We start from the raw sequence: 19030 nt of genomic DNA on the forward strand, positions 1-19030 counted from the left end.
GCGCTGAAAGTGGTTTCTCGCGGAGGTGTCGCCGCGTCAGGAGAGAACGAGCAGCTCGCCGACCTCGCACCCGAGCGCATCGCAGATCGCGCGGAGGGTCGAATACCGGATGGCCCGGGCGCGGTCGTTCTTCAGCACCGAGAGGTTCACGATGCTGACGCCGACCCGTGCGCTCAGCTCGGTGAGTGTCATGCCGCGCTCGGCGAGCAATTCGTCGAGACGGCAGTGGATGCCGGTTTCCTCTTCTTCTGCCGCGGGAGTCATACGAGGCCCTCGGTTTCCTTCTGCAACCGGATGCCACGGCGGAACGCGTGTCCGAGCAGGCCGACGGCAACGGCGATCGCCCAGACGGGCGCGAAGGCCGCGAACTCGGTGGGATGAATCGGCTCACCCTCGATGCCGACCGCGGCGAGCACGCCGTTTCGGGCGAGGGTGTCGAAGCTCATCACTCCGACGCCCCCGATGAGCAGTGTCCATCCGATCACGTCGAACGCCCGTGCGGTCGCGGTCACGAAGAAGCCTCCGCGGAGGAAACGCCACGCCACGAAGGCGACGGCGGCGGTCACCGTCAGGGCGGCAAGGCCCGCGATGATTCCGGATACTGCGCCCGACGCCATCGACACCGCGTTGACGTCAGGGGAGACGACGAGCACGGAATCCGTGAGCGCTGCGCCGAAACTCGTGTCGACCGGCAGTTCATCGATGTGCAGACGCCAGGCGAACCCATCCGGGCGGAACATGTCGAAGAGTCGAAGCGTGGTCGTGATGATCGTTCCGATGCCCGCCGCGATGGCGAACAAGATCACGGTGACGAAGTCGGCCGTCGCCGAACGCTGGGCACGGGTCGGGGCGGGAGCGGTGTTCATCAGACAAGTCCTTCCGTGTCGCGCTGGAGGCGGTCACCGACGGTGAAGGCGGTGCCGACGGCGGCGATCGCGAATGCGCCGAGGATCAGCGTGAACGGCGCGATCGTCATCACGAGATTGTCGAGGCCGGGGGCTGCCTCGGCGATCGCAGCGTTGGCGAGCATCGTGTCGAAGAACTTCGCGAGCGAGAAGCCCGCGAGCCCTCCGACCCCCGCGATCATCACGAGGCGCGTGTTGCCACGGCTGAACACCCTGCCGCGCAGGATGTTGCGGCTGAGGAGGACGAGTGTCGCGACGATCGTGAGAATCGTGAGGAGGAAGGTGAGCTGACCGAGGATCCCGGGCACGATCGCGATCGGGTCGAGACTGTCGGCGAGGACGACACCCTGCTCGATCGCGAGGTCGAGGTTTCCGCCTGAGTGGGCGATCGTCGCGTTCTGGCCCGTGAACTCGACGAGCACCGGCACATCGGTGCCGCGTGCGATCTCGATGATGCGCGCGATGGCGGTGATCGCGCTCCCAGCGGCGATCGCCGCGCCTGCGGCGACGAAGGCGAAGAGGGCGATCCGGTCGCCCCGCGTGAGGGCTGTCTGCTGGCTGGTCATTCTCGGTCCTTTATCGATTGTCGTTGTTATCGATGAGCGTTAACATAACGACTTTCGATAAGCGGCGTCAAGTGTCTCGTCTCGTTCGCCGCGTGCGACGACCGTGGGCCCTGCTATGCCGACGGCGAACACGGGCATACCTGGTGGCGCTGGTCGTTACTCTCGATGTACAGGCGCCGCAGCGTCTTCGCCCTGTGCGATAAGGAGTCACAGCATGTTCGAGAGATTCACCGACCGAGCCCGTCGTGTGGTTGTGCTCGCCCAAGAAGAGGCGAAGATGCTCAACCACAACTACATCGGCACCGAGCACATCCTGCTCGGCCTCATCCACGAGGGTGAGGGCGCCGCTGCCAAGGCACTGGAGTCCCTTGGGATCTCGCTCGACGCCGTGCGCGAGCAGGTGCAGGACATCATCGGCCAGGGGCAGCAGCAGCCGACCGGCCACATCCCCTTCACGCCCCGTGCGAAGAAGGTCCTCGAGCTGAGCCTGCGCGAAGCGCTGCAGCTCGGCCACAACTACATCGGCACCGAGCACATCCTCCTCGGCCTCATTCGTGAGGGTGAGGGCGTCGCGGCTCAGGTGCTCGTCAAGCTCGGCGCAGACCTCAACAAGGTGCGCCAGCAGGTCATCCAGATGCTCTCGGGCGCTTCGGGCCGTGAGCCCGCCGCCGTCTCGGGCGCCGCGCACGAGACCCAGCAGTCCGCGCAGGGCGGCTCGGCCGTGCTCGACCAGTTCGGCCGCAACCTCACGCAGGCCGCACGCGACAACAAGCTCGACCCCGTCATCGGGCGCGAGAAGGAGATCGAGCGGGTCATGCAGATCCTCTCGCGTCGCTCCAAGAACAACCCCGTCCTGATCGGTGAGCCCGGCGTCGGCAAGACCGCCGTCGTCGAGGGCCTCGCGCAGGCGATCGTCAAGGGCGACGTGCCCGAGACGCTCAAGGACAAGCAGGTCTACTCGCTCGACCTCGGCTCGCTCATCGCCGGATCCCGCTACCGCGGTGACTTCGAAGAGCGACTGAAGAAGGTCACCAAGGAGATCCGCACGCGCGGCGACATCATCGTCTTCATCGACGAGATCCACACCCTCGTGGGTGCGGGTGCCGCCGAAGGTGCGATCGACGCCGCCTCGATCCTGAAGCCGCTCCTCGCGCGCGGCGAGCTGCAGACGATCGGCGCGACGACGCTCGACGAGTACCGCAAGCACTTCGAGAAGGATGCTGCGCTCGAGCGCCGCTTCCAGTCGATCCAGGTGCAGGAGCCGAGCATCCCGCACGCGATCAACATCCTCAAGGGTCTGCGTGACCGCTACGAGGCGCACCACAAGGTGCAGATCACGGATGGCGCGCTTGTCGCCGCCGCGAACCTCGCAGACCGCTACGTCTCCGACCGCTTCCTCCCCGACAAGGCCATCGACCTGATCGACGAGGCCGGCGCACGCCTGCGTCTGTCGATCCTGTCGAGCCCGCCCGAGCTGCGCGAATTCGACGAGAAGATCGCCGCCGTCCGCGAGCAGAAGGAGCTGGCGTCGGAGGAGCAGGACTTCGAGAAGGCCGCATCGCTGCGCGACCAGGAGAAGGAGCTGCTCGCCGAGCGCCTCCGCCTCGAGAAGCAGTGGCGTTCGGGTGACGTCGCCACCGCTGCCGTGGTCGACGAGGGTCTGATCGCCGAGGTTCTGGCACAGGCCACGGGCATCCCGGTCTTCAAGCTCACCGAGGAAGAGACCAGCCGTCTCGTCTTCATGGAGAAGGCGCTGCACCAGCGCGTCATCGGCCAGGAAGAGGCGATCGCGGCGCTGTCGCGCACGATCCGCCGTCAGCGCGCCGGCCTCAAGGACCCGAAGCGCCCCTCGGGCTCGTTCATCTTCGCCGGCCCCACGGGCGTCGGAAAGACCGAGCTCGCGAAGGCGCTCGCCGAGTTCCTTTTCGACGACGAGGCTGCTCTCATCTCGCTCGACATGAGCGAGTTCGGTGAGAAGCACACGGTGTCGCGTCTGTTCGGTGCCCCTCCCGGGTTCGTCGGCTTCGAAGAGGGCGGCCAGCTCACCGAGAAGGTCCGTCGCAAGCCGTTCTCCGTCGTGCTGTTCGACGAGATCGAGAAGGCTCACCCCGACATCTTCAACTCGCTGCTGCAGATCCTCGAAGAGGGGCGCCTGACCGATGGTCAGGGTCGCATCGTCGACTTCAAGAACACGGTCATCATCATGACGACCAACCTCGGAGCGCGCGACATCGCGGGCGGCCCCGTCGGCTTCCAGGCCGAGGGAGAGACCTCGACGAGCTACGAGCGGATGAAGGGCAAGGTCAACGAAGAGCTCAAGCGGCACTTCAAGCCCGAGTTCCTCAACCGTGTCGACGACATCATCGTCTTCCCGCAGCTGTCGAAGTCGGAGCTCATCCAGATCGTCGACCTGTTCACGAAGCGTCTCAGCGAGCGCCTGCTGGACCGCGACATGACGATCGAGCTGTCGCAGGTCGCCAAGGAGCGTCTCATCGAGATCGGCTTCGACCCGGCCCTCGGTGCTCGTCCGCTGCGTCGCGCGATGCAGCACGAGATCGAAGACCGCCTGTCGGAGAAGATCCTGCACGGCGAGCTCAACTCGGGCGACCACGTGAAGGTCGACGTCGCCGATGGCGCGTTCACCTTCGATCACGGCCCTCGCGGCGAGAAGGTCTCGGTCGGCATCAACACCGGCGGCGAGATCTCGGCCACTCCCGACCTGGCGGTCGCCAGCGGCGAGTAAAGACGTCTGACAGAGGGCGGCGGATGCTTCGGCATCCGCCGCCCTTCTTCGTTCGCGCGACACCGTGTCGCACGCCGGCGCGCACACTTCGCACGTCTGGGCGACGACGGCGGAGCTTTCGCTCCCTAGCCTCGCGGGTAATGCTCGAGGAGGACGACGATGACCACCGCTGACGATGTCCTGGATGTGCTGCGCGGATGGCAGGTCCCCTACGTGTTCTGCTGTCCAGGAACCAGCGAGACCCCGCTGCTGGATGCCCTTGCGGACCCGGCGAACGCAGGGCGCGGGCCGGAGTTCCTGCTGACGACCCACGAAGCGATCTCCGTCTCGATGGCGGACGGCTTCGCGCGCGCATCCGGGGAAGTGGGTGTCGCCTACCTGCACACGAACGTGGGCCTCGCCAACGGTCTCGCGCACCTCTATGCGGCGCAGCTCGCGCGCAGCAGCGTGGCGCTGCTGACCGGTGTGAAAGGGACGGCCACGCTGCCGCATCGCGCGCTCACCACTTCGTCGCGCATCCTCGACACGGCAGCGCCGTACAGCGGCTACACCTGGCAGAACCTGCGTGGCGAAGACCTCATGACCGACATCGACCGGGTGCTCTGGAAGACGACGGTCGTGCCCGAGCAGCCCGCGGTGCTGACGATTCCGCAGAACCACATCGGTCGCACCCGTGCGGACAGCGGCGGCTTCCGACGCCGTCGCGCCGCGCGCCAGAGTGCCCACGCCGACGAGCTCAAGGATGCCGTCGCACTTCTCCAGAAGGCCCGCCGGCCCGTCATCATCGCGGGCACCGACATCGCCCGTCGCGGTGCAGAGGCCGAGATCGAGCGCATCGCCGAACGGCTGGGGGCGCCGGTGCTCGTCGAATCGCGTCGCGATCTCGAACGCTGGGCGTTCCGCACGGACCATCCGCACTATGCCGGGCTCTTCGATCCGCGTTCGCCGCTGTTCGCCGAGGCGGATCTGCTCGTGCTCGCGGGCGCTCCCACGCCCCTGGAGTTCTCCGCGGAGCGACCGATTCTTCCGCACGGCGTTCCGCTGCTGCACATCGCCGAGGACGCCGGGGAGCCGGGGCGGCGCCAGACGCCCGCCGCGAGCATCGTCGGTGATACGGGCGCCGTGCTGCGCAGCATCCGCCAGCTGCTGGAGCAGGAGTCGGCTGCCCGCCGCACCCAGGGCTGGCTTGATCGTGCTCGGGGTGTCTTCGCCACGCAGCGCGCGGCCTGGGCCGAGCAGGTGCCCGTTCGGGCGACCGGTGCGGAGTTCAGCGCGGCCAGCGCCATGCGCGTGCTCGCCGAAGAGCTTCCCGACGATCGTCCTGTCGTGCTCGATGCCGTCACGTCGACCCTGCCGCTGCTGCGCTTCATCGAGCGTCCCCGGCGCGACACCCTCTTCGCCACGGCGAGCGGCTCGCTCGGTTGGGGGATGGGCGCCGCACTGGGTGTCACCCTCGCACGGCAGGAACGCACGGTCGCGGTGGTCGGAGACGGCGTCGTGCAGTTCGGCGTCCCCGCTCTCTGGACGGCATCGCACTACCGGATCCCCGCTACCTACGTCGTCGTCAACAACGGCCGGTATCAGGCGGTCATCGCCGGTCTTGTGGGCATCAACGGCACGGCGCACGCCGAGGGCGCCTACCCGCTGACGGACATTGGCGGCGTCGACATCGCCGCGCTCGCGCGTTCGTTCGGGATCGGCGCCGAGCGCGTGCACGGCTCGGACGAGCTGCGCGCGGCCCTTGCCGCAGACCGCGTACGCTCCGCCGACGACGGTCCGTACCTGATCGAGGTCATGGTGAACGAGGCCATGTGGCCGGAGAAATCATGATTGCGACATGGTGTCGGAATAGGCTGCGCAGAATCACTCCTCTGTTCCGTATCGACGGGTGATCCGGGCTTCCTAGCCTGGGGTTCCACGCATCCGAGGAGGAATCCGTGCCTGAATCCGTGAAGAGCACTCTCACACCCCTGCCCGCCATCAGTGACGATGTCTGGCCCACCTCGACCGAGGTTCTGATCATGGGCGGCGGCCCGGTGGGACTCACCTGCGCCATGCTGCTCGCCCAGCAGGGTGTCGACGTGCTGCTGGTCGAGCGCCGCGACTTCGTGTTCCGCTTCCCGCGCGCGCACCTGCTCAACACCCGCACGATGGAGGCATTCCACGACATCGACGTCGCGGACGACATCTACGCGGCCACGCCCACGCATGACCGCTGGCGCAAGGCCGTCTGGTACACGACCGCAACGGGCCCCGGCGAGTTCGACGGCCTCAAGATCGGCGAGGTCCCCGCATGGGGCGGCGGACCCGACGCCGAGCGCTACCGTCAGTCGTCCCCCCGCGCTTTCGCGAACATGCCGCAGCTGCGCCTTGACCCGCTGCTGTACCGCCACGCGCTCGCCGCGGCGCCCGGACGCATCCGCAAGCGCCAGGAGGTCGTGGGTATCGAGCAGCAGGCGGATGCTGCGGTCGTGTCGATCCTCGACCGCACCACGGGCGACCTGCGCGAGGTGCGCGCGAACTACGTGATCGCCGCCGACGGTGGCCGCAGCAGTGCGGACATGCTCGGTGTCGAGATGGAGGGCCCGCGGGACATGCGCGAGGTCGTCAACTACCACGTGAGCATGGACCTCTCGTCATGGTCGGAGCCGGATGCTCTGCTCGGCCACTTCCTGCACCCGGCCGGCGGCGCGCGTCGCCGCGGCACGATCCAGGCGATCGGTCCGACCGAGTACAACCGCAACTCGGAGGAGTGGCTCGTCTCGGTGGCCGCATGGATGGTCGAGGGCGACCCCGACGACGAGGCGGCGCTGTTCGCCTCCATCCGCACGATGCTCGGTCTGCCGGAATCTCACGAGATCACCATGCACTCGATGACGCGCTGGAGCTACAACGGCCTGGTCGCGAAGCAGTTCCGCAACGGCCGGGTCTTCCTCGCCGGCGACGCGGCGCACAAGCATCCGCCCACGGGTGGGCTCGGCCTCAACAGCGGTATCCAGGACGCGCAGAACCTGTGCTGGAAGCTCGCCGCCGTGCTGCATGGTGAGGCATCCGACGGTCTGCTCGACAGCTACCAGGCGGAGCGTCGCCCGATCGTCGCCTGGTACACGGCGCACTCTCTGGAGAACGCGAACCGCCACCCCCCGATCGCAGAGGCTCTCGGCTTCAGCGAGGACGTCGAGGAGGGCTTCCGCAACCTCGCCGAGTTCGTTGCAGACACACCTGAGGGTGATGCGCGTCGCGCGCAGGTCAAGGCCGAAGTGGACCACAACGAGCACGACTACAGCCAGTTGGGTGTCGAGGCCGGGTACCACTACTCCGAGGGCGCTTTCGTCCCCGACGGATCGCCCGTCCCCGGTGACCCGAACGACCCGGTCGCGTTCCACCCGACCTCGCGACCCGGTCACCACCTGCCGCATGTGTGGCTGGCGGAGGCGGATGCTGCGGGCCAGCCGGTCTCGTCGCATGACCTGATCGCGCGTCACGGCCTCACACTGCTGACCTCTGCCTCGGCGGCGGAGCGCTGGCGTGCCGAGGCGGAACGAGTGCGCACGCACATGCCGCTCACGATCGCGACGATCGCCGACGACGATGCGGCATGGGCCGAGGCCCGTCAGATCGACGCGGATGGCGCGCTGCTCGTACGTCCTGACCGCAAGGTCGCGTGGCGGGTGACGTCGCTTCCCGCGGATCCCGCACAGGCGCTCACGGATGCGCTCGACGTGATCGTGCGCGGCGGAGACCGACTCGACAGTGACCCTGCCGAGCCGTACCTGGTGCGCATCCGCGCCGCAGCCAACGTCCTGGTTCGCTGATCGTTGCGTGTCTCGCCGCGGGCGCTCCGTGTCGCTCACGGCGCGTTGCGGCGAGACACGCGGCAGTGAATGCGTTTCTCCCGCAGGTGCGCACAGGGCGGGCGTTCTAGGCTTGTCATGTGAGCGAGATCATCGTGCGGCCAGCCCGCAGCGCAGACGTCAAAGGCATCAGCGCGCTCCTTGCGCCGATGGTCGAGCAGCGCATCCTGCTGGGTAAAGACCTCGCGGTGCTCTACGGGGCGGTGCAGGAATTCGTCGTCGCGGAGGCGGAGGGCGAGCTCATCGGATGCGGTGCGCTGCACGTGTTCTGGGAAGACCTTGGAGAGGTGCGCACTCTGATGGTGCGCGGTGACTGGCTGCATCACGGTGTCGGCGGCGCGATCGTCGGACGCCTGGAAGAGAACGCCCGCGAGCTGGGGCTGTCCCGCCTGTTCTGCCTGACCTTCGAGGTCGACTTCTTCGGTCGTCGCGGTTTCACACCGATCGGCGAGCAGGTCGTCGACCCGGACGTCTACTCCCAACTGCTGCGCAGCGGAGACGCCGGTGTCGAGGAGTTCCTCGATCTCGCACATGTGAAGCCGAATACGCTCGGCAACACGCGCATGCTCAAACTGCTCTGAGCGGAAGCGTCTAGCCTGGAGTCATGACCGCGCGTGTTTCTCCCGCCGTGTATCGGCGGCGTCGACTGGTCTTCTTCGGTGCCATCGTCGTGATCCTCGCGCTCATCGCAGGGCTGGTCTGGTTCCTTGTCGCGCAGGCGCAGGAGGCATCGGCCCCGCCCTCTGCGGGAACGTCGGAGACACCGACTCCGGATGCATCGGCGACGACCGACACGACGGCGACTCCGACGCCCGGCGACTCGACTCCGCCCGATGACGGTGCCGTGGGTCCGTGCGTGGAGGGTGACGTCACGGTCGCCGCTGTGACGGACTCGGAGAGCTACGCCAGCGACGCCCTGCCGCAGATGTCGATCTCGCTGACCAACAGTGGGGCACGCGATTGCACGATCGATGTCGGCACGGCGACCCAGCAGTTCACGGTCGTGAGTGGTGCCGATGTGTGGTGGCGTTCGACGGACTGCCAGCAGAATCCTGAAGGCATGATCGTGACGCTCGCGGCGGGGTCCACGGTGACGAGTTCGCAGCCGGTGGTGTGGGACCGCACGCGCTCCTCGCCGGACACCTGCGCTTCGACCGAGCGACCGCGCGCTCCGGGCGGTGGAGCTTCCTACCACGTGAGCGTGTCGATCGGCGGCTTCACGAGCGCCGAGAGCGCTCAAATCCTGCTCTACTAGAGCTTTTGTGGCAATGTTTGTGCACAATTGCCGATCCTTTGGGATACCATTGGATACAGCTACTGTGACACAGGACGAAAATCCATCCCCAGTGGTGTCGAGTTCATAGCGTCCCCAGCGCTTCGACTTCGTCCTCCAGGAGCATCCTGGGCCCTCTCGAATCATCCAGTCCCCAATGGCGGATTCGAGAGGGCCCCTTCTGCTTTCCTCCGTGACGCTCCCGCTTGTCGGTTGCAGCGTGCGGAGGAAAGCGGAAGCACTCCTGCGCCTAGGCTGGAGACATGGCCGCGAAGAAGTCTGCGCGCGCGAAGCGCGCCAAGGGATCCAAGAGCAAGCCCGGTCCGGAGGAGTTCCGCTCCGAGGCGCTCGCTCAGGCTCTCGAGAAGCAGGACATGGCCGCGGTGGCCCTCGCTCTGCGTCACGGCACCACCGTCGTTCCGCTGATCCGACCCGGCGCCCGCGACAACCCCATCGACGGCGGTGAGGTATGGACGTACCGCGATCCGCGCACGGGCGAGGTCGCGCTGCTGCTGTTCAGTGACGCCCGCAACAAGCCCGCCAACCTGCCGCCAGGTGTCGGGATCTACTCCGCTGGGTGGCTGCGCGCGTTCCTCACCACGTATCAGGACCGCATCACGACCGTCTTCCTCGACATCGCCGGCCCGCACCCCATGCAGGCTGCGCCCGCCGACCTGCTTGCCGCGCTGAACGTCGGAACCGACGAGGACGCGGATGCCGCGCCTGAGGGGGATGCTGCAGCGGACGAGGTCTAGCGGCGCCGCGATACCCTCGCAGTGGCGGAGATGGCTGGCAATCAGGGAGGCGGATGAGGCGACAACTTGTGGTCGTCGGGCCACTCATCACGTTCTTCCGAACTGCTGCCCTGGTTGCGGTGGCACTGGGCGCCCTCGGGTTCTTCGTCGTGTTCGCGCTGGGCGTTGCCCCGATGCCGAACGCACTCACGTTCGTCTTCGGCGGGGTCCTCTTCGGGCTGGCCGCGCTGTGGGGGTTCGTCGTCTGGGTGCCGCTCACCAGACGATTCGAACGGGCGGCAGGCGCCGAGGGAAGCTCCGCGGGATCCGCGTTCATCAATGTCAGAGCCGAACGACAACCGAGGAGAAGGATGAAGTGATACCGCGCGATGGGCAGTCGGCTCGACCTTCCGGGGCGCCTCTTATGAAGATCGTGCGCGGAGTCGCAGGATTCTGTCTTCTCGTGGTTCGCGGCTTTCTTCTGTGGTTCCTGGTGCCCCTCGCCTTTCTTGCGTGGCTGGCCGTTCACTCTTGGGTGCAGCGAGCCCGACTGAAGCAATCCCTGGCCTGGTACGACCGCAATGTCGTGGTGGCTCTCCTAAGAGGACCCTTTAGGGTGCTGGTCGATGCAGAGCAGCCGCCGGGGTTCGTTCCTCTCTCGCGGATGAGGACCTATGATGCGCACACGATCGGAATCATGGATTTCATCTAGCGACCGCGCAGCCTGACTAGAACGCCGGGATGTCGTCTTCGCGGCGGCGCTGTGTGCCGCGGGCTTTGACGTCGTCGATGGCGGCGCGCAGTGTGCCGGAGCGGTCGTCGACGACCTGCGCGTAGCCCAGCCGGCCCGCTTCTGAGCGCCGCTGCGCGGCCTGCGTGACCGGTCGCACCTCGCCCGCGAGGCTGAGCTCGCCGACGGCGGCCACCGTGCGCGGCACGGCGACGTTGCGCAGGGAGCCCGCGACGGCGATCGCGATCGCGAGGTCGGCTGCCGGCTCGGTGAAACGCACGCCGCCGACCGTCGAGACATAGACGTCTTGATCGCTCGTCTTGATGCCGGCGCGGCGTTCGAGTACCGCCAGCACCATCGCGACGCGGGCTGAATCGAGGCCGTTCACGACGCGGCGCGGGTTGGGCGCCGCGGTCGGAATCGTCAGCGCCTGCACTTCCACCGGCATCGCCCGACGGCCCTCGAGGGCGATCGCGACGCACGTTCCCGGTTCGGGCTTGCCGCGGGAGAGGAAGAGCTGGCTGGGGTCGGGCACCTCGGCGATGCCCGCCCCCGTCATCTCGAAGCATCCGACCTCGTCCGTCGGGCCGAAACGGTTCTTCAACGCCCGCACGAAGCGCAATGCCGTCTGGCGGTCACCCTCGAAATGGCACACGACATCGACGAGGTGCTCAAGCATGCGCGGGCCCGCAACCTGCCCGTCTTTCGTGACATGGCCGACGAGGATGATCGGCAGATCGCGCTCTTTCGCGACCCGGATGAGTGTGGAGGCGACGTCGCGCACCTGGCTCGGCTGCCCGGCCGCTCCGTCGATGAGCGATGACGCGACCGTCTGCACCGAGTCGACGATGACGAGCTGCGGCTGCACCTCGTCGATGTGGCCGAGGATCGTGCCCAGATCGGTCTCGCTCGCCAGGTACAGCTCATCGTGCAGAGCGTTCGTGCGCTCAGCACGCAACCGCACCTGCGCCTGCGACTCTTCAGCACTCGCGTAGAGCACGCGTCGCCCGGACTGGGCCGCCCGCGCGGCGACCTCGAGGAGCAGCGTGGACTTGCCGACCCCGGGCTCACCGCTGAGCAGAATCGCGGCACCCGGAACGATGCCCCCGCCCAGGACGCGGTCGAATTCGGCCACACCGCTTGACCTGCGGGGCGAATCGGCGGTGGTGATCTGTGTGATCGGACGAGCGGCGCGCCCCGCGCTCGGCGCCACCGGTGAGACCTGTCGCACGATGCCGGTCTGTGCTGCGCGTTCGACGACGGTGCCCCACTGCTGGCACTCGCCGCAGCGGCCGGCCCACTTTGCGGCGGTCCACCCGCATTCCGAGCACACGTAGGCGGAAGGAGCGGGTCGACGAGTGGCCATGAGATCAGGCTAATCGGGGCAGCGGACATCGAGGTCGCGCCGGCCCGGAGCATCCGCCCTTGCGCCCTTGTGAGCAGGGGAATTCCGGGCGCACTCATTATTCACGGCCCAACGAATAGGGGTTTTATACGGACCCGTGAATAATGGAGACATGCCTCCCGCAAGGCCCACCTACGGGCCGATTTCGAGCTACTCGCGAGTGCGGATCCTGCACCTCGTGCAGTCGCAGCCACACCGCACGATCGGTGAGCTGTGCGATGCGACCGGGCTGCACGCGAACACCGTTCGCGAGCACCTGCAGCGGCTCATCGACGGCGGGTACGTGGTGCAGGAGAGCGAGAAGCGTGCCACTCGTGGCCGCCCCCGCACGCTCTACAGTGCTGCGACCGGTGCCCCCGGAGCATCCAGCTCCATCGCACAGGAGAAGGTCATCGCGGCTGCGCGCCGTGGAGACCTGCTGCGCCGTGCGATCCCGGGAGTCGCGGGCGAGACCCTCGAAGAAGCAGCGACCCACCAGCTCGACGCCCTTGTCGAGCACCTGGAGGAGTCGGGCTTCGAGCCCCTCATCGACGAAGGTGCGCTCACGGTTGACCTTTCCCCCTGCCCGCATGCCGCAGCGTTGCCGCAGCACCGACCGGTGCTGTGCCAGGTTCACCTCGGGCTGATGCAGGGAGTGCTGGCGCAGGCGGGAGGGCCGCTTCTGGCCCGGTGCGTGCGCACGACCGATCAGGTAAACGACTGCACGGTGGAACTGGCTCACGCCTCCTAGGGCGTGCGGAGACTGCAAAAAGGCAGCACAGGGGAAACACAGTGAATTATCACGGTGCCGGCCCCCGAAATCGGCGTACCCGCCGAACTAGCGTGGAGAACAGGGCAGAAGCCTGAGGAGGCACGATGGAATGGCTTGATCCACTCGTATTGTCGAGATGGCAATTCGGATTGACGACGGTGTACCACTACCTGTTCGTCCCGCTGACGATCGGCATGGCACTTGTCGCGGCGATCTTCCAGACCGCGTGGGTGCGCACCGCCAAGGTGCAGTACCTCCACCTCACCCGCTTCTTCGGCAAGATCTTCCTGATCAACTTCGCGATGGGCGTTGTGACGGGCATCGTGCAGGAGTTCCAGTTCGGCATGAACTGGTCGGACTACTCCCGGTTCGTCGGCGACGTCTTCGGAGCTCCGCTGGCTTTCGAAGGTCTCCTTGCCTTCTTCTTCGAGGCGACCTTCATCGGCCTGTGGATCTTCGGCTGGGACAAGCTCAGCCCCAAGCTGCACCTCATGACGATCTGGTGCGTCGCGATCGGCAGCATCCTGTCGGCGTACTTCATCATCGCCGCCAATGCGTTCATGCAGAACCCGGTCGGCTATGAGTTCAACCCTGAGACCAACCGCGCCGAGCTGGTCGACTTCGGCGCGCTGCTGACGAACCCGGTCGCACTTGCGGCGTTCCCGCACACGATCTTCGGTGCGTTTATGTTCGCTGCCGGTGTCATCATCTCGGTGTCGGCGTGGCACCTGGCCCGCGGCCAGCACCTCGACACGATGCGCATCTCGCTCAAGTTCGGTCTCTGGGCGATGATCATCTCGACCGTGGGCGTCGTGCTCACCGGTGACCAGCTGGGCCTGGCGATGTACGCAACACAGCCGATGAAGATGGCCGCGGCCGAAGCGACTTTCAACACCGTGTGCGGCAAGGAGGCGGCGTTCAGTCTCTTCACGCTCGGCACACCGGACGGCAAGACGGACCTCTTCTCGATCCGCGTGCCGTACCTGCTGTCGCTGCTGTCCACGCACACCCTCGACGGCTGCGTGCACGGCATCAACGACCTCAACGCGCAGTACGCGATCGAGTTCGCTGACACGGGCCTCACCGACTTCACCCCGGTGCTGTGGATCACGTACTGGGCCTTCCGCTGGATGATCGGTCTCGGCATGGCCGCTGCCCTCGTCGCCGTCGTCGGCCTCTGGATCACGCGCAAGAAGGCGAAGAACCCGCCGGCACCGTGGATGTGGAAGATCGCGATCTGGTCGTTCCCGTTGGCGCTCTTCGCCAACATCATGGGATGGGTGTTCACCGAGATGGGCCGTCAGCCCTGGATCGTCTTCAGTCTCATGTCGACGCAGGACGGCGTCTCGCCCGGCGTGAGCGGCGTCGAGGTCCTGATCTCGCTGATCGCCTTCACTGCGATCTACGCGGCGCTCGCCGTCGTGGAGATCCGCCTCATCGTCAAGGCCGCCCAGAAGGGGCCTGACACGTCCGAGAAGCCTGATGAGGCGGCCAAGCTGCCGTCGGTCGTCTACTGAGTGAGAGGAGAGACACATGGATCTCGCAACAATCTGGTTCTGGATCGTCGCCTTCCTCTTCGTCGGCTACTTCCTTCTCGACGGCTTCGACTTCGGTGTCGGCATGTCGCTGCCGTTCCTGGGCAAGAACGATGTCTCGCGTCGGCAGATCATCAACACGATCGGCCCCGTCTGGGACCTCAACGAGACGTGGGTCATCGTGGCCGGCGCCGCGCTGTTCGCGTCGTTCCCGGAGTGGTACGCCTCTCTGTTCAGTGGCTTCTACCTGCCGCTGCTGATCATCCTGCTGGCACTCATCGCGCGCGGTGTCTCGTTCGAGTACCGGCACCAACGCGACGACGACCGCTGGCGCAACCGCTTCGACTGGATGATCGTGATCGGCTCGGCGGTTCCCGCGCTGCTGTGGGGCGTCGCCTTCGGCAACATCGTGCAGGGGGTGCCGCTGGATGAGAACCACATCTTCCGGGGCACGATCCTCACGCTTCTGAACCCGTACGGTCTGCTCGTGGGCGTCACGACGCTGCTGCTGTTCTTCGTGCACGGCCTGTACTTCATCGGGCTCAAGACCGACGGCCAGGTGCGCAGCGATGCGATCCGGCTTGCGAAGATCGCCGCTGTGCCGACGATCCTCGCCGCCGCCGGCACCGTCGTGTGGACGATCGTGATCGCCGCGGGGCGTCCGGATGCGCTGCTCTGGCTCGTCATCGCGTGCGGTGCGATCGCCGCGGTCTTCCTGATCACTGCGGCCATCTTCTCGGCGAAGGGCCTTGAGGGCTGGGCGTTCACGAGCATGCTCGTCACGATCGCCGCCGCCGTCGTGATGCTGTTCGGGGCACTGTTCCCGTACGTGCTGCCGTCGACGATCGACCCGGCGTACAGCCTGACGATCGCCAACGCATCGAGCACGCCGTACACCCTGCAGATCATGAGCTGGACGGCCCTGTTCGCGATCCCGTTCGTGCTGCTCTACCAGGGCTGGACGTACTGGGTGTTCCGCAAGCGCGTCACGCGCGCCTCGATCGAGGCGGCGCCTGCGCACGCGTAATACTGTCAGTGCTCGCTCTCGGCGAGCAGGTTCCTGATCTGCGGATGCTTCCGCGCGGAGCATCCGCAGATCGGGACCTGCGCCGAGAGAGACCTGCACGCCGATTCGGAGCATCCGCATGAAACCCCTCGATCCTCGCCTCCTGCGCTATGCGCCGGCGGCGCGAGTTTACGTTGCCGCCTCGGCGCTGATCGCGGTGGCGCAGACGGCCGTGACGATCGCGTTCGCGTGGTTCCTCGCGGATGCGCTGACGGGACTCATCGCGGGGCGCGACGTGCGTACGTCTCTGCTGTGGCTCGTCGCGACGATTCTCGTGCGCGGTGTTCTGATCTGGGCGAGCGAGGCCTGGGGGCTCCGCGCTGCGGCCCAGACCGGTGCGCAGCTGCGGGCGGCCCTGCTGCGCGCGATCGGACGCCGAGGGCCCGGATGGCTCGCACAGCGCAACCAGGCGGAGCTCGCGGTCACGGCGGGGCACGGGCTGGATGCGCTCGATCCCTACTTCGCGCGGTACATCCCGCAGCTCGTGCTGACGATGATCGCGACTCCTGTGATCGTCGCGGTGATGTGGTGGCAGGACTGGCCGAGCGGCGTCGCGGCGATCATCACGCTGCCGCTCATCCCGCTGTTCCTCATCCTCATCGGCATTGCGACGCGCAGCGTGCAGCGACGGCAGCTGGGGGTGCTGCAGCAGCTGGCCGCGCGCTTCGCCGACACCGTGCAGGGTCTCGCCACGCTGCGCGTCTTCGGACGCGAACGGCGTGCCGTGACTCGCATGCGCGAGACCGCCGAGCAGTATCGCCGCGAGACGATGGGGGTGCTGCGCTACTCGTTCATCTCGGGTTTCGCGCTCGAGTTGCTGTCGTCGCTGGCGGTTGCGATCATCGCGGTGTCGGTGGGCTTCCGCCTGCTCGACCGCGACATCACGCTCGAAGTCGGCCTCTTCGTGCTGCTGCTCGCGCCCGAGGCATTCCTCCCGCTGCGTCAGGTGGGGGTGCAGTTCCACGCCGCAGCCGAGGGGGTGGCGGCGACAGAGCAGATCTTCGAGGTGCTCGACGGTGCGGCCGCGGAGGGGCCTGGCGCATCCGCATCTGCGATCGCATCCGCCCCTGCGCAAAGGAGCCTTTCGTCGGTTCTGGAGGGTCAAAACCGACATAACCCTCCTTTCGGCGAGGCCGCATCGCACGAGGGGAGCGTTCTCGCGCTCGCCAACGTCTCTGTGCGCTACGGCGATCGCGTGCTGCCCCCGGTCTCGCTGACCGCTGAGGCCGGCACGGTCACTCTGATCGAGGGACCTAGCGGCTCCGGGAAGTCGAGCCTCTTCGCGGCGCTGCGCGGTGCGGCGGACTTCGACGGATCCGCGACGGTCGGGGAAGCGGATGTGCGCGCCCTCGCGCCCTCTGACTGGATGGCATGGGCGGGGCAGCGGCCGGGGCTCATTCGCGGAACGGTCGCCGAGAACGTCGCTCTGGGGCAGCAGCCGGATGCGGCTCGCGTCTCCCGAGCCCTCGCCGCCGCGCAGGCCGACACGATCGATCCGACGCTCGCCCTCGGTGTGCAGGGCTCGGGACTCTCCGGCGGCCAGGCGCAGCGCGTCGCGGTCGCCCGCGCGCTGTACCGGCTCGATGACGGTGTGCAGGTGCTCGCACTCGACGAGCCGTCCAGCGCGCTCGATGCCGAGACCGAGGAGGCGCTGTGGCGAAGCATCCGCGCGGTGGCAGATTCCGGTGTCGCCGTCCTGCTGATCTCGCACCGTCGATCGGCGCGGGAGATTGCCGACCACATCGTCTCCGTGGGGGTGTCGGCATGAGCGTCTCGACCGCGTCCGTCCGCGGCATCCTGCGTGCCGCCCAGCCGCCCCTGCGGCAGTTCTGGCCCGGGCTGCTGAGCGGCATCCTCTCCGCCGCCGCCGCGATCGGCCTGCTGCTCGTGAGCGGATGGCTCATCGTGAGCGCGTCGATCGTCGACTCGCTCGTGCCGCTGTCGGTCGCGGTCGTCGGCGTGCGCTTCTTCGCCGTGTCGCGTGCCGTGTTCCGCTATCTGGAGCGGCTCGCCGGACACAGCGCGGCGCTGAAGCAGCTCGCCGGCCTCCGTGCCGGGATCGTCGACCGTCTCATCCCGCTCTCGCCCGCCGGTCTCGGCTCGACCGACCGCGGTGCAGTGCTGTCGAGTCTTGTCGACGACGTCGAAAACCTGCAGAACCTGCCCTTGCGGGTTGTGCAGCCGCTCGTGACGGGTGGCGTCATCGCCCTGACGGCGATCACCGTCGTCGCGTTCATCTCACCGGCGGCGGCGCTGTCGCTCGCCGTCTGCCTCATCGTCGCGACCGTCGTCGCAGTGTTCGTCGGGGGAGTGCTGGGCAGTCGTGCGGAGCGCGAGATCTCCGCGCGTCGCGCCACGCTCTCGGGTGCGCTCGTCGACTACCTGGCCAGCCTTGACGTGCTGCTCGCCTACGGGGCGGAAGAAGCGGCACGCCGCCGGATCACGGACGCGGATGCCGCGCTGCGCCGAGCGGTGACGCGTGCGGCGCTCGCGCAGGCGGTGTCGGCCGCGGTCGTCTCGGTCGCTGCAGGTGCGGCGTCGGTGTGGGCGCTCCTAGTGTCCCTCCCAGGGCAGCCGGGTGGCGCCGTGGATGCGCCGTGGTTCGCGGTTGCCGTGCTGCTGCCGATGGCCGTGTTCGAGGTCTTCGCTGTCGTCCCGCAAGCCGCGTCGTCTTGGCGCAGTGTGCGAGCGAGTGCGGAGCGGATTCATGCGGTGTTGCCGCAGGAACTGCCCAGCGAAGTGCGCGACGACGACGGAGAACCGCTGGTGGTATCTGCGTCCAGCGCCCCGGCCGTGCGGGTGCGGGGCCTCCGGGCTTCCTGGCCGGGTGCCCCCGAGACCCTGCGCGGTATCGACCTGGACGTCGAGCCGGGGGAGCGCGTGCTCGTGACCGGATCCAGCGGCGCCGGGAAGTCAACCCTCGCGGCTGTTCTCGTCGGCTTCCTGCGCTTCGAGGGTGATTACCGTCTGGGGGATCAGGATGCCGCGCGCATCGCCGGCCCGGAGCTGCGCTGCGTCGTCGGGCTGTGCGAGCAGTCGCCCCAGCTGTTCGATGAGGACATCCGGCAGAACCTGCTGTTCGCGAACGATTCGGCGACCGATGAAGAGCTGCTGGCCGTGCTCGACAGGGTCGGCCTCGGCGGGTGGGTGGCCGAGCGTGGCGGACTGGATGCGCGGGTCGGCGAGCGGGGAGCGCTCGTCTCCGGTGGCCAGGCGCAGCGCATCGCACTGGCCCGTGCGCTGCTGCGCGGCTTCCCTGTGCTGGTGCTCGACGAGCCGACCGCGGGCGTCGACCCCGAAGCATCCGATGCGCTGCTGCGTGACCTGCTGGCCGCGGCTGGTGACCAGTCGGTCATTCTGATCTCGCACGTCGCGCCCCCGGACGGGACGATCGATCGCACGGTGCGGATCGTGGCAGGGCACACCATCGCTCGCTGAGGGGTGACACCTCGGCAGTGCCGACGTAGC

Annotated in this window: 17 protein-coding genes; 13 read left to right on the forward strand and 4 right to left on the reverse strand. The window is 67.5% G+C overall.

From position 1 onward, the window contains the following. Positions 1 to 36: 36 nt before the first annotated feature. Genes JOD62_RS09255 through JOD62_RS09265 form a run of 3 tightly spaced genes read right to left on the reverse strand, consistent with a single transcriptional unit; the run spans position 37 to position 1471 of the window. Entirely contained in the window at positions 37 to 264 is a 228-nt protein-coding gene (locus JOD62_RS09255) for a helix-turn-helix domain-containing protein (protein ID WP_204939008.1), read from the reverse strand. Then, positions 261 to 866: a hypothetical protein gene (locus tag JOD62_RS09260; protein WP_204939009.1), complete on the reverse strand. Its 606-nt coding sequence runs from the start codon at positions 864 to 866 to the stop codon at positions 261 to 263. Before JOD62_RS09260 ends, JOD62_RS09255 begins: the two co-directional genes overlap by 4 nt. Further along, positions 866 to 1471 (reverse strand): hypothetical protein, encoded by a 606-nt coding sequence (locus JOD62_RS09265; RefSeq protein ID WP_204939010.1) that lies wholly within the window; start codon positions 1469 to 1471, stop codon positions 866 to 868. The genes JOD62_RS09260 and JOD62_RS09265 overlap by 1 nt, the downstream gene beginning before the upstream one ends. Before the next feature lie 214 nt (positions 1472 to 1685). Between JOD62_RS09265 and JOD62_RS09270 the strand changes: the two genes are divergently transcribed. From JOD62_RS09270 to JOD62_RS09305, 8 genes are all read left to right on the forward strand, one after another. Next, positions 1686 to 4214 (forward strand): ATP-dependent Clp protease ATP-binding subunit, encoded by a 2529-nt coding sequence (locus JOD62_RS09270; RefSeq protein WP_204939011.1) that lies wholly within the window; start codon positions 1686 to 1688, stop codon positions 4212 to 4214. A gap of 159 nt (positions 4215 to 4373) precedes the next feature. Then, positions 4374 to 6044, forward strand: a complete 1671-nt coding sequence (locus JOD62_RS09275; protein WP_204939012.1) for a thiamine pyrophosphate-binding protein — start codon at positions 4374 to 4376, stop codon at positions 6042 to 6044. 107 nt (positions 6045 to 6151) lie between these two features. Further along, positions 6152 to 8029 (forward strand): FAD-dependent monooxygenase, encoded by a 1878-nt coding sequence (locus JOD62_RS09280; protein ID WP_204939013.1) that lies wholly within the window; start codon positions 6152 to 6154, stop codon positions 8027 to 8029. A gap of 119 nt (positions 8030 to 8148) precedes the next feature. Further along, positions 8149 to 8649: an amino-acid N-acetyltransferase gene (locus JOD62_RS09285; protein WP_204939014.1), complete on the forward strand. Its 501-nt coding sequence runs from the start codon at positions 8149 to 8151 to the stop codon at positions 8647 to 8649. Positions 8650 to 8672: 23 nt separating this feature from the next. After that, positions 8673 to 9323: a hypothetical protein gene (locus JOD62_RS09290; RefSeq protein ID WP_204939015.1), complete on the forward strand. Its 651-nt coding sequence runs from the start codon at positions 8673 to 8675 to the stop codon at positions 9321 to 9323. Between the two features lie 281 nt (positions 9324 to 9604). Beyond that, positions 9605 to 10096, forward strand: a complete 492-nt coding sequence (locus JOD62_RS09295) for a dehydrogenase (RefSeq protein ID WP_204939016.1) — start codon at positions 9605 to 9607, stop codon at positions 10094 to 10096. 53 nt (positions 10097 to 10149) lie between these two features. Then, positions 10150 to 10455 (forward strand): hypothetical protein, encoded by a 306-nt coding sequence (locus tag JOD62_RS09300; RefSeq protein WP_204939017.1) that lies wholly within the window; start codon positions 10150 to 10152, stop codon positions 10453 to 10455. Between the two features lie 44 nt (positions 10456 to 10499). After that, positions 10500 to 10787 (forward strand): hypothetical protein, encoded by a 288-nt coding sequence (locus JOD62_RS09305; RefSeq protein ID WP_204939018.1) that lies wholly within the window; start codon positions 10500 to 10502, stop codon positions 10785 to 10787. A 16-nt stretch (positions 10788 to 10803) separates the two neighbouring features. On the opposite strand, the gene radA is transcribed toward JOD62_RS09305, so the two are convergent. After that, complete coding sequence (radA, locus tag JOD62_RS09310; RefSeq protein WP_204939019.1) at positions 10804 to 12171, reverse strand: DNA repair protein RadA; 1368 nt, start codon at positions 12169 to 12171, stop codon at positions 10804 to 10806. 151 nt (positions 12172 to 12322) lie between these two features. Here radA and JOD62_RS09315 point away from each other — a divergent pair, with 151 nt between their 5' ends. The 5 genes from JOD62_RS09315 to cydC all read left to right on the forward strand — a co-directional run bounded on the left by JOD62_RS09315 (position 12323) and on the right by cydC (position 19000). Next, positions 12323 to 12940, forward strand: coding sequence for a helix-turn-helix transcriptional regulator (locus JOD62_RS09315; protein ID WP_204939020.1), 618 nt, complete (start codon positions 12323 to 12325; stop codon positions 12938 to 12940). 125 nt (positions 12941 to 13065) lie between these two features. After that, on the forward strand, positions 13066 to 14478 hold the full coding sequence (locus JOD62_RS09320; RefSeq protein ID WP_204939021.1) for a cytochrome ubiquinol oxidase subunit I: 1413 nt from the start codon (positions 13066 to 13068) through the stop codon (positions 14476 to 14478). Between the two features lie 16 nt (positions 14479 to 14494). Next, complete coding sequence (gene cydB, locus JOD62_RS09325; protein ID WP_204939022.1) at positions 14495 to 15523, forward strand: cytochrome d ubiquinol oxidase subunit II; 1029 nt, start codon at positions 14495 to 14497, stop codon at positions 15521 to 15523. A 118-nt stretch (positions 15524 to 15641) separates the two neighbouring features. Then, positions 15642 to 17330: a thiol reductant ABC exporter subunit CydD gene (cydD, locus tag JOD62_RS09330; RefSeq protein WP_204939023.1), complete on the forward strand. Its 1689-nt coding sequence runs from the start codon at positions 15642 to 15644 to the stop codon at positions 17328 to 17330. Continuing rightward, complete coding sequence (gene cydC / locus JOD62_RS09335; RefSeq protein ID WP_204939024.1) at positions 17327 to 19000, forward strand: thiol reductant ABC exporter subunit CydC; 1674 nt, start codon at positions 17327 to 17329, stop codon at positions 18998 to 19000. Before cydD ends, cydC begins: the two co-directional genes overlap by 4 nt. The last annotated feature ends 30 nt before the right edge of the window (positions 19001 to 19030 follow it).

The sequence above is a fragment of the Microbacterium keratanolyticum genome (assembly GCF_016907255.1).
In the GTDB taxonomy this organism is placed as follows: Bacteria; Actinomycetota; Actinomycetes; order Actinomycetales; family Microbacteriaceae; genus Microbacterium; species Microbacterium keratanolyticum.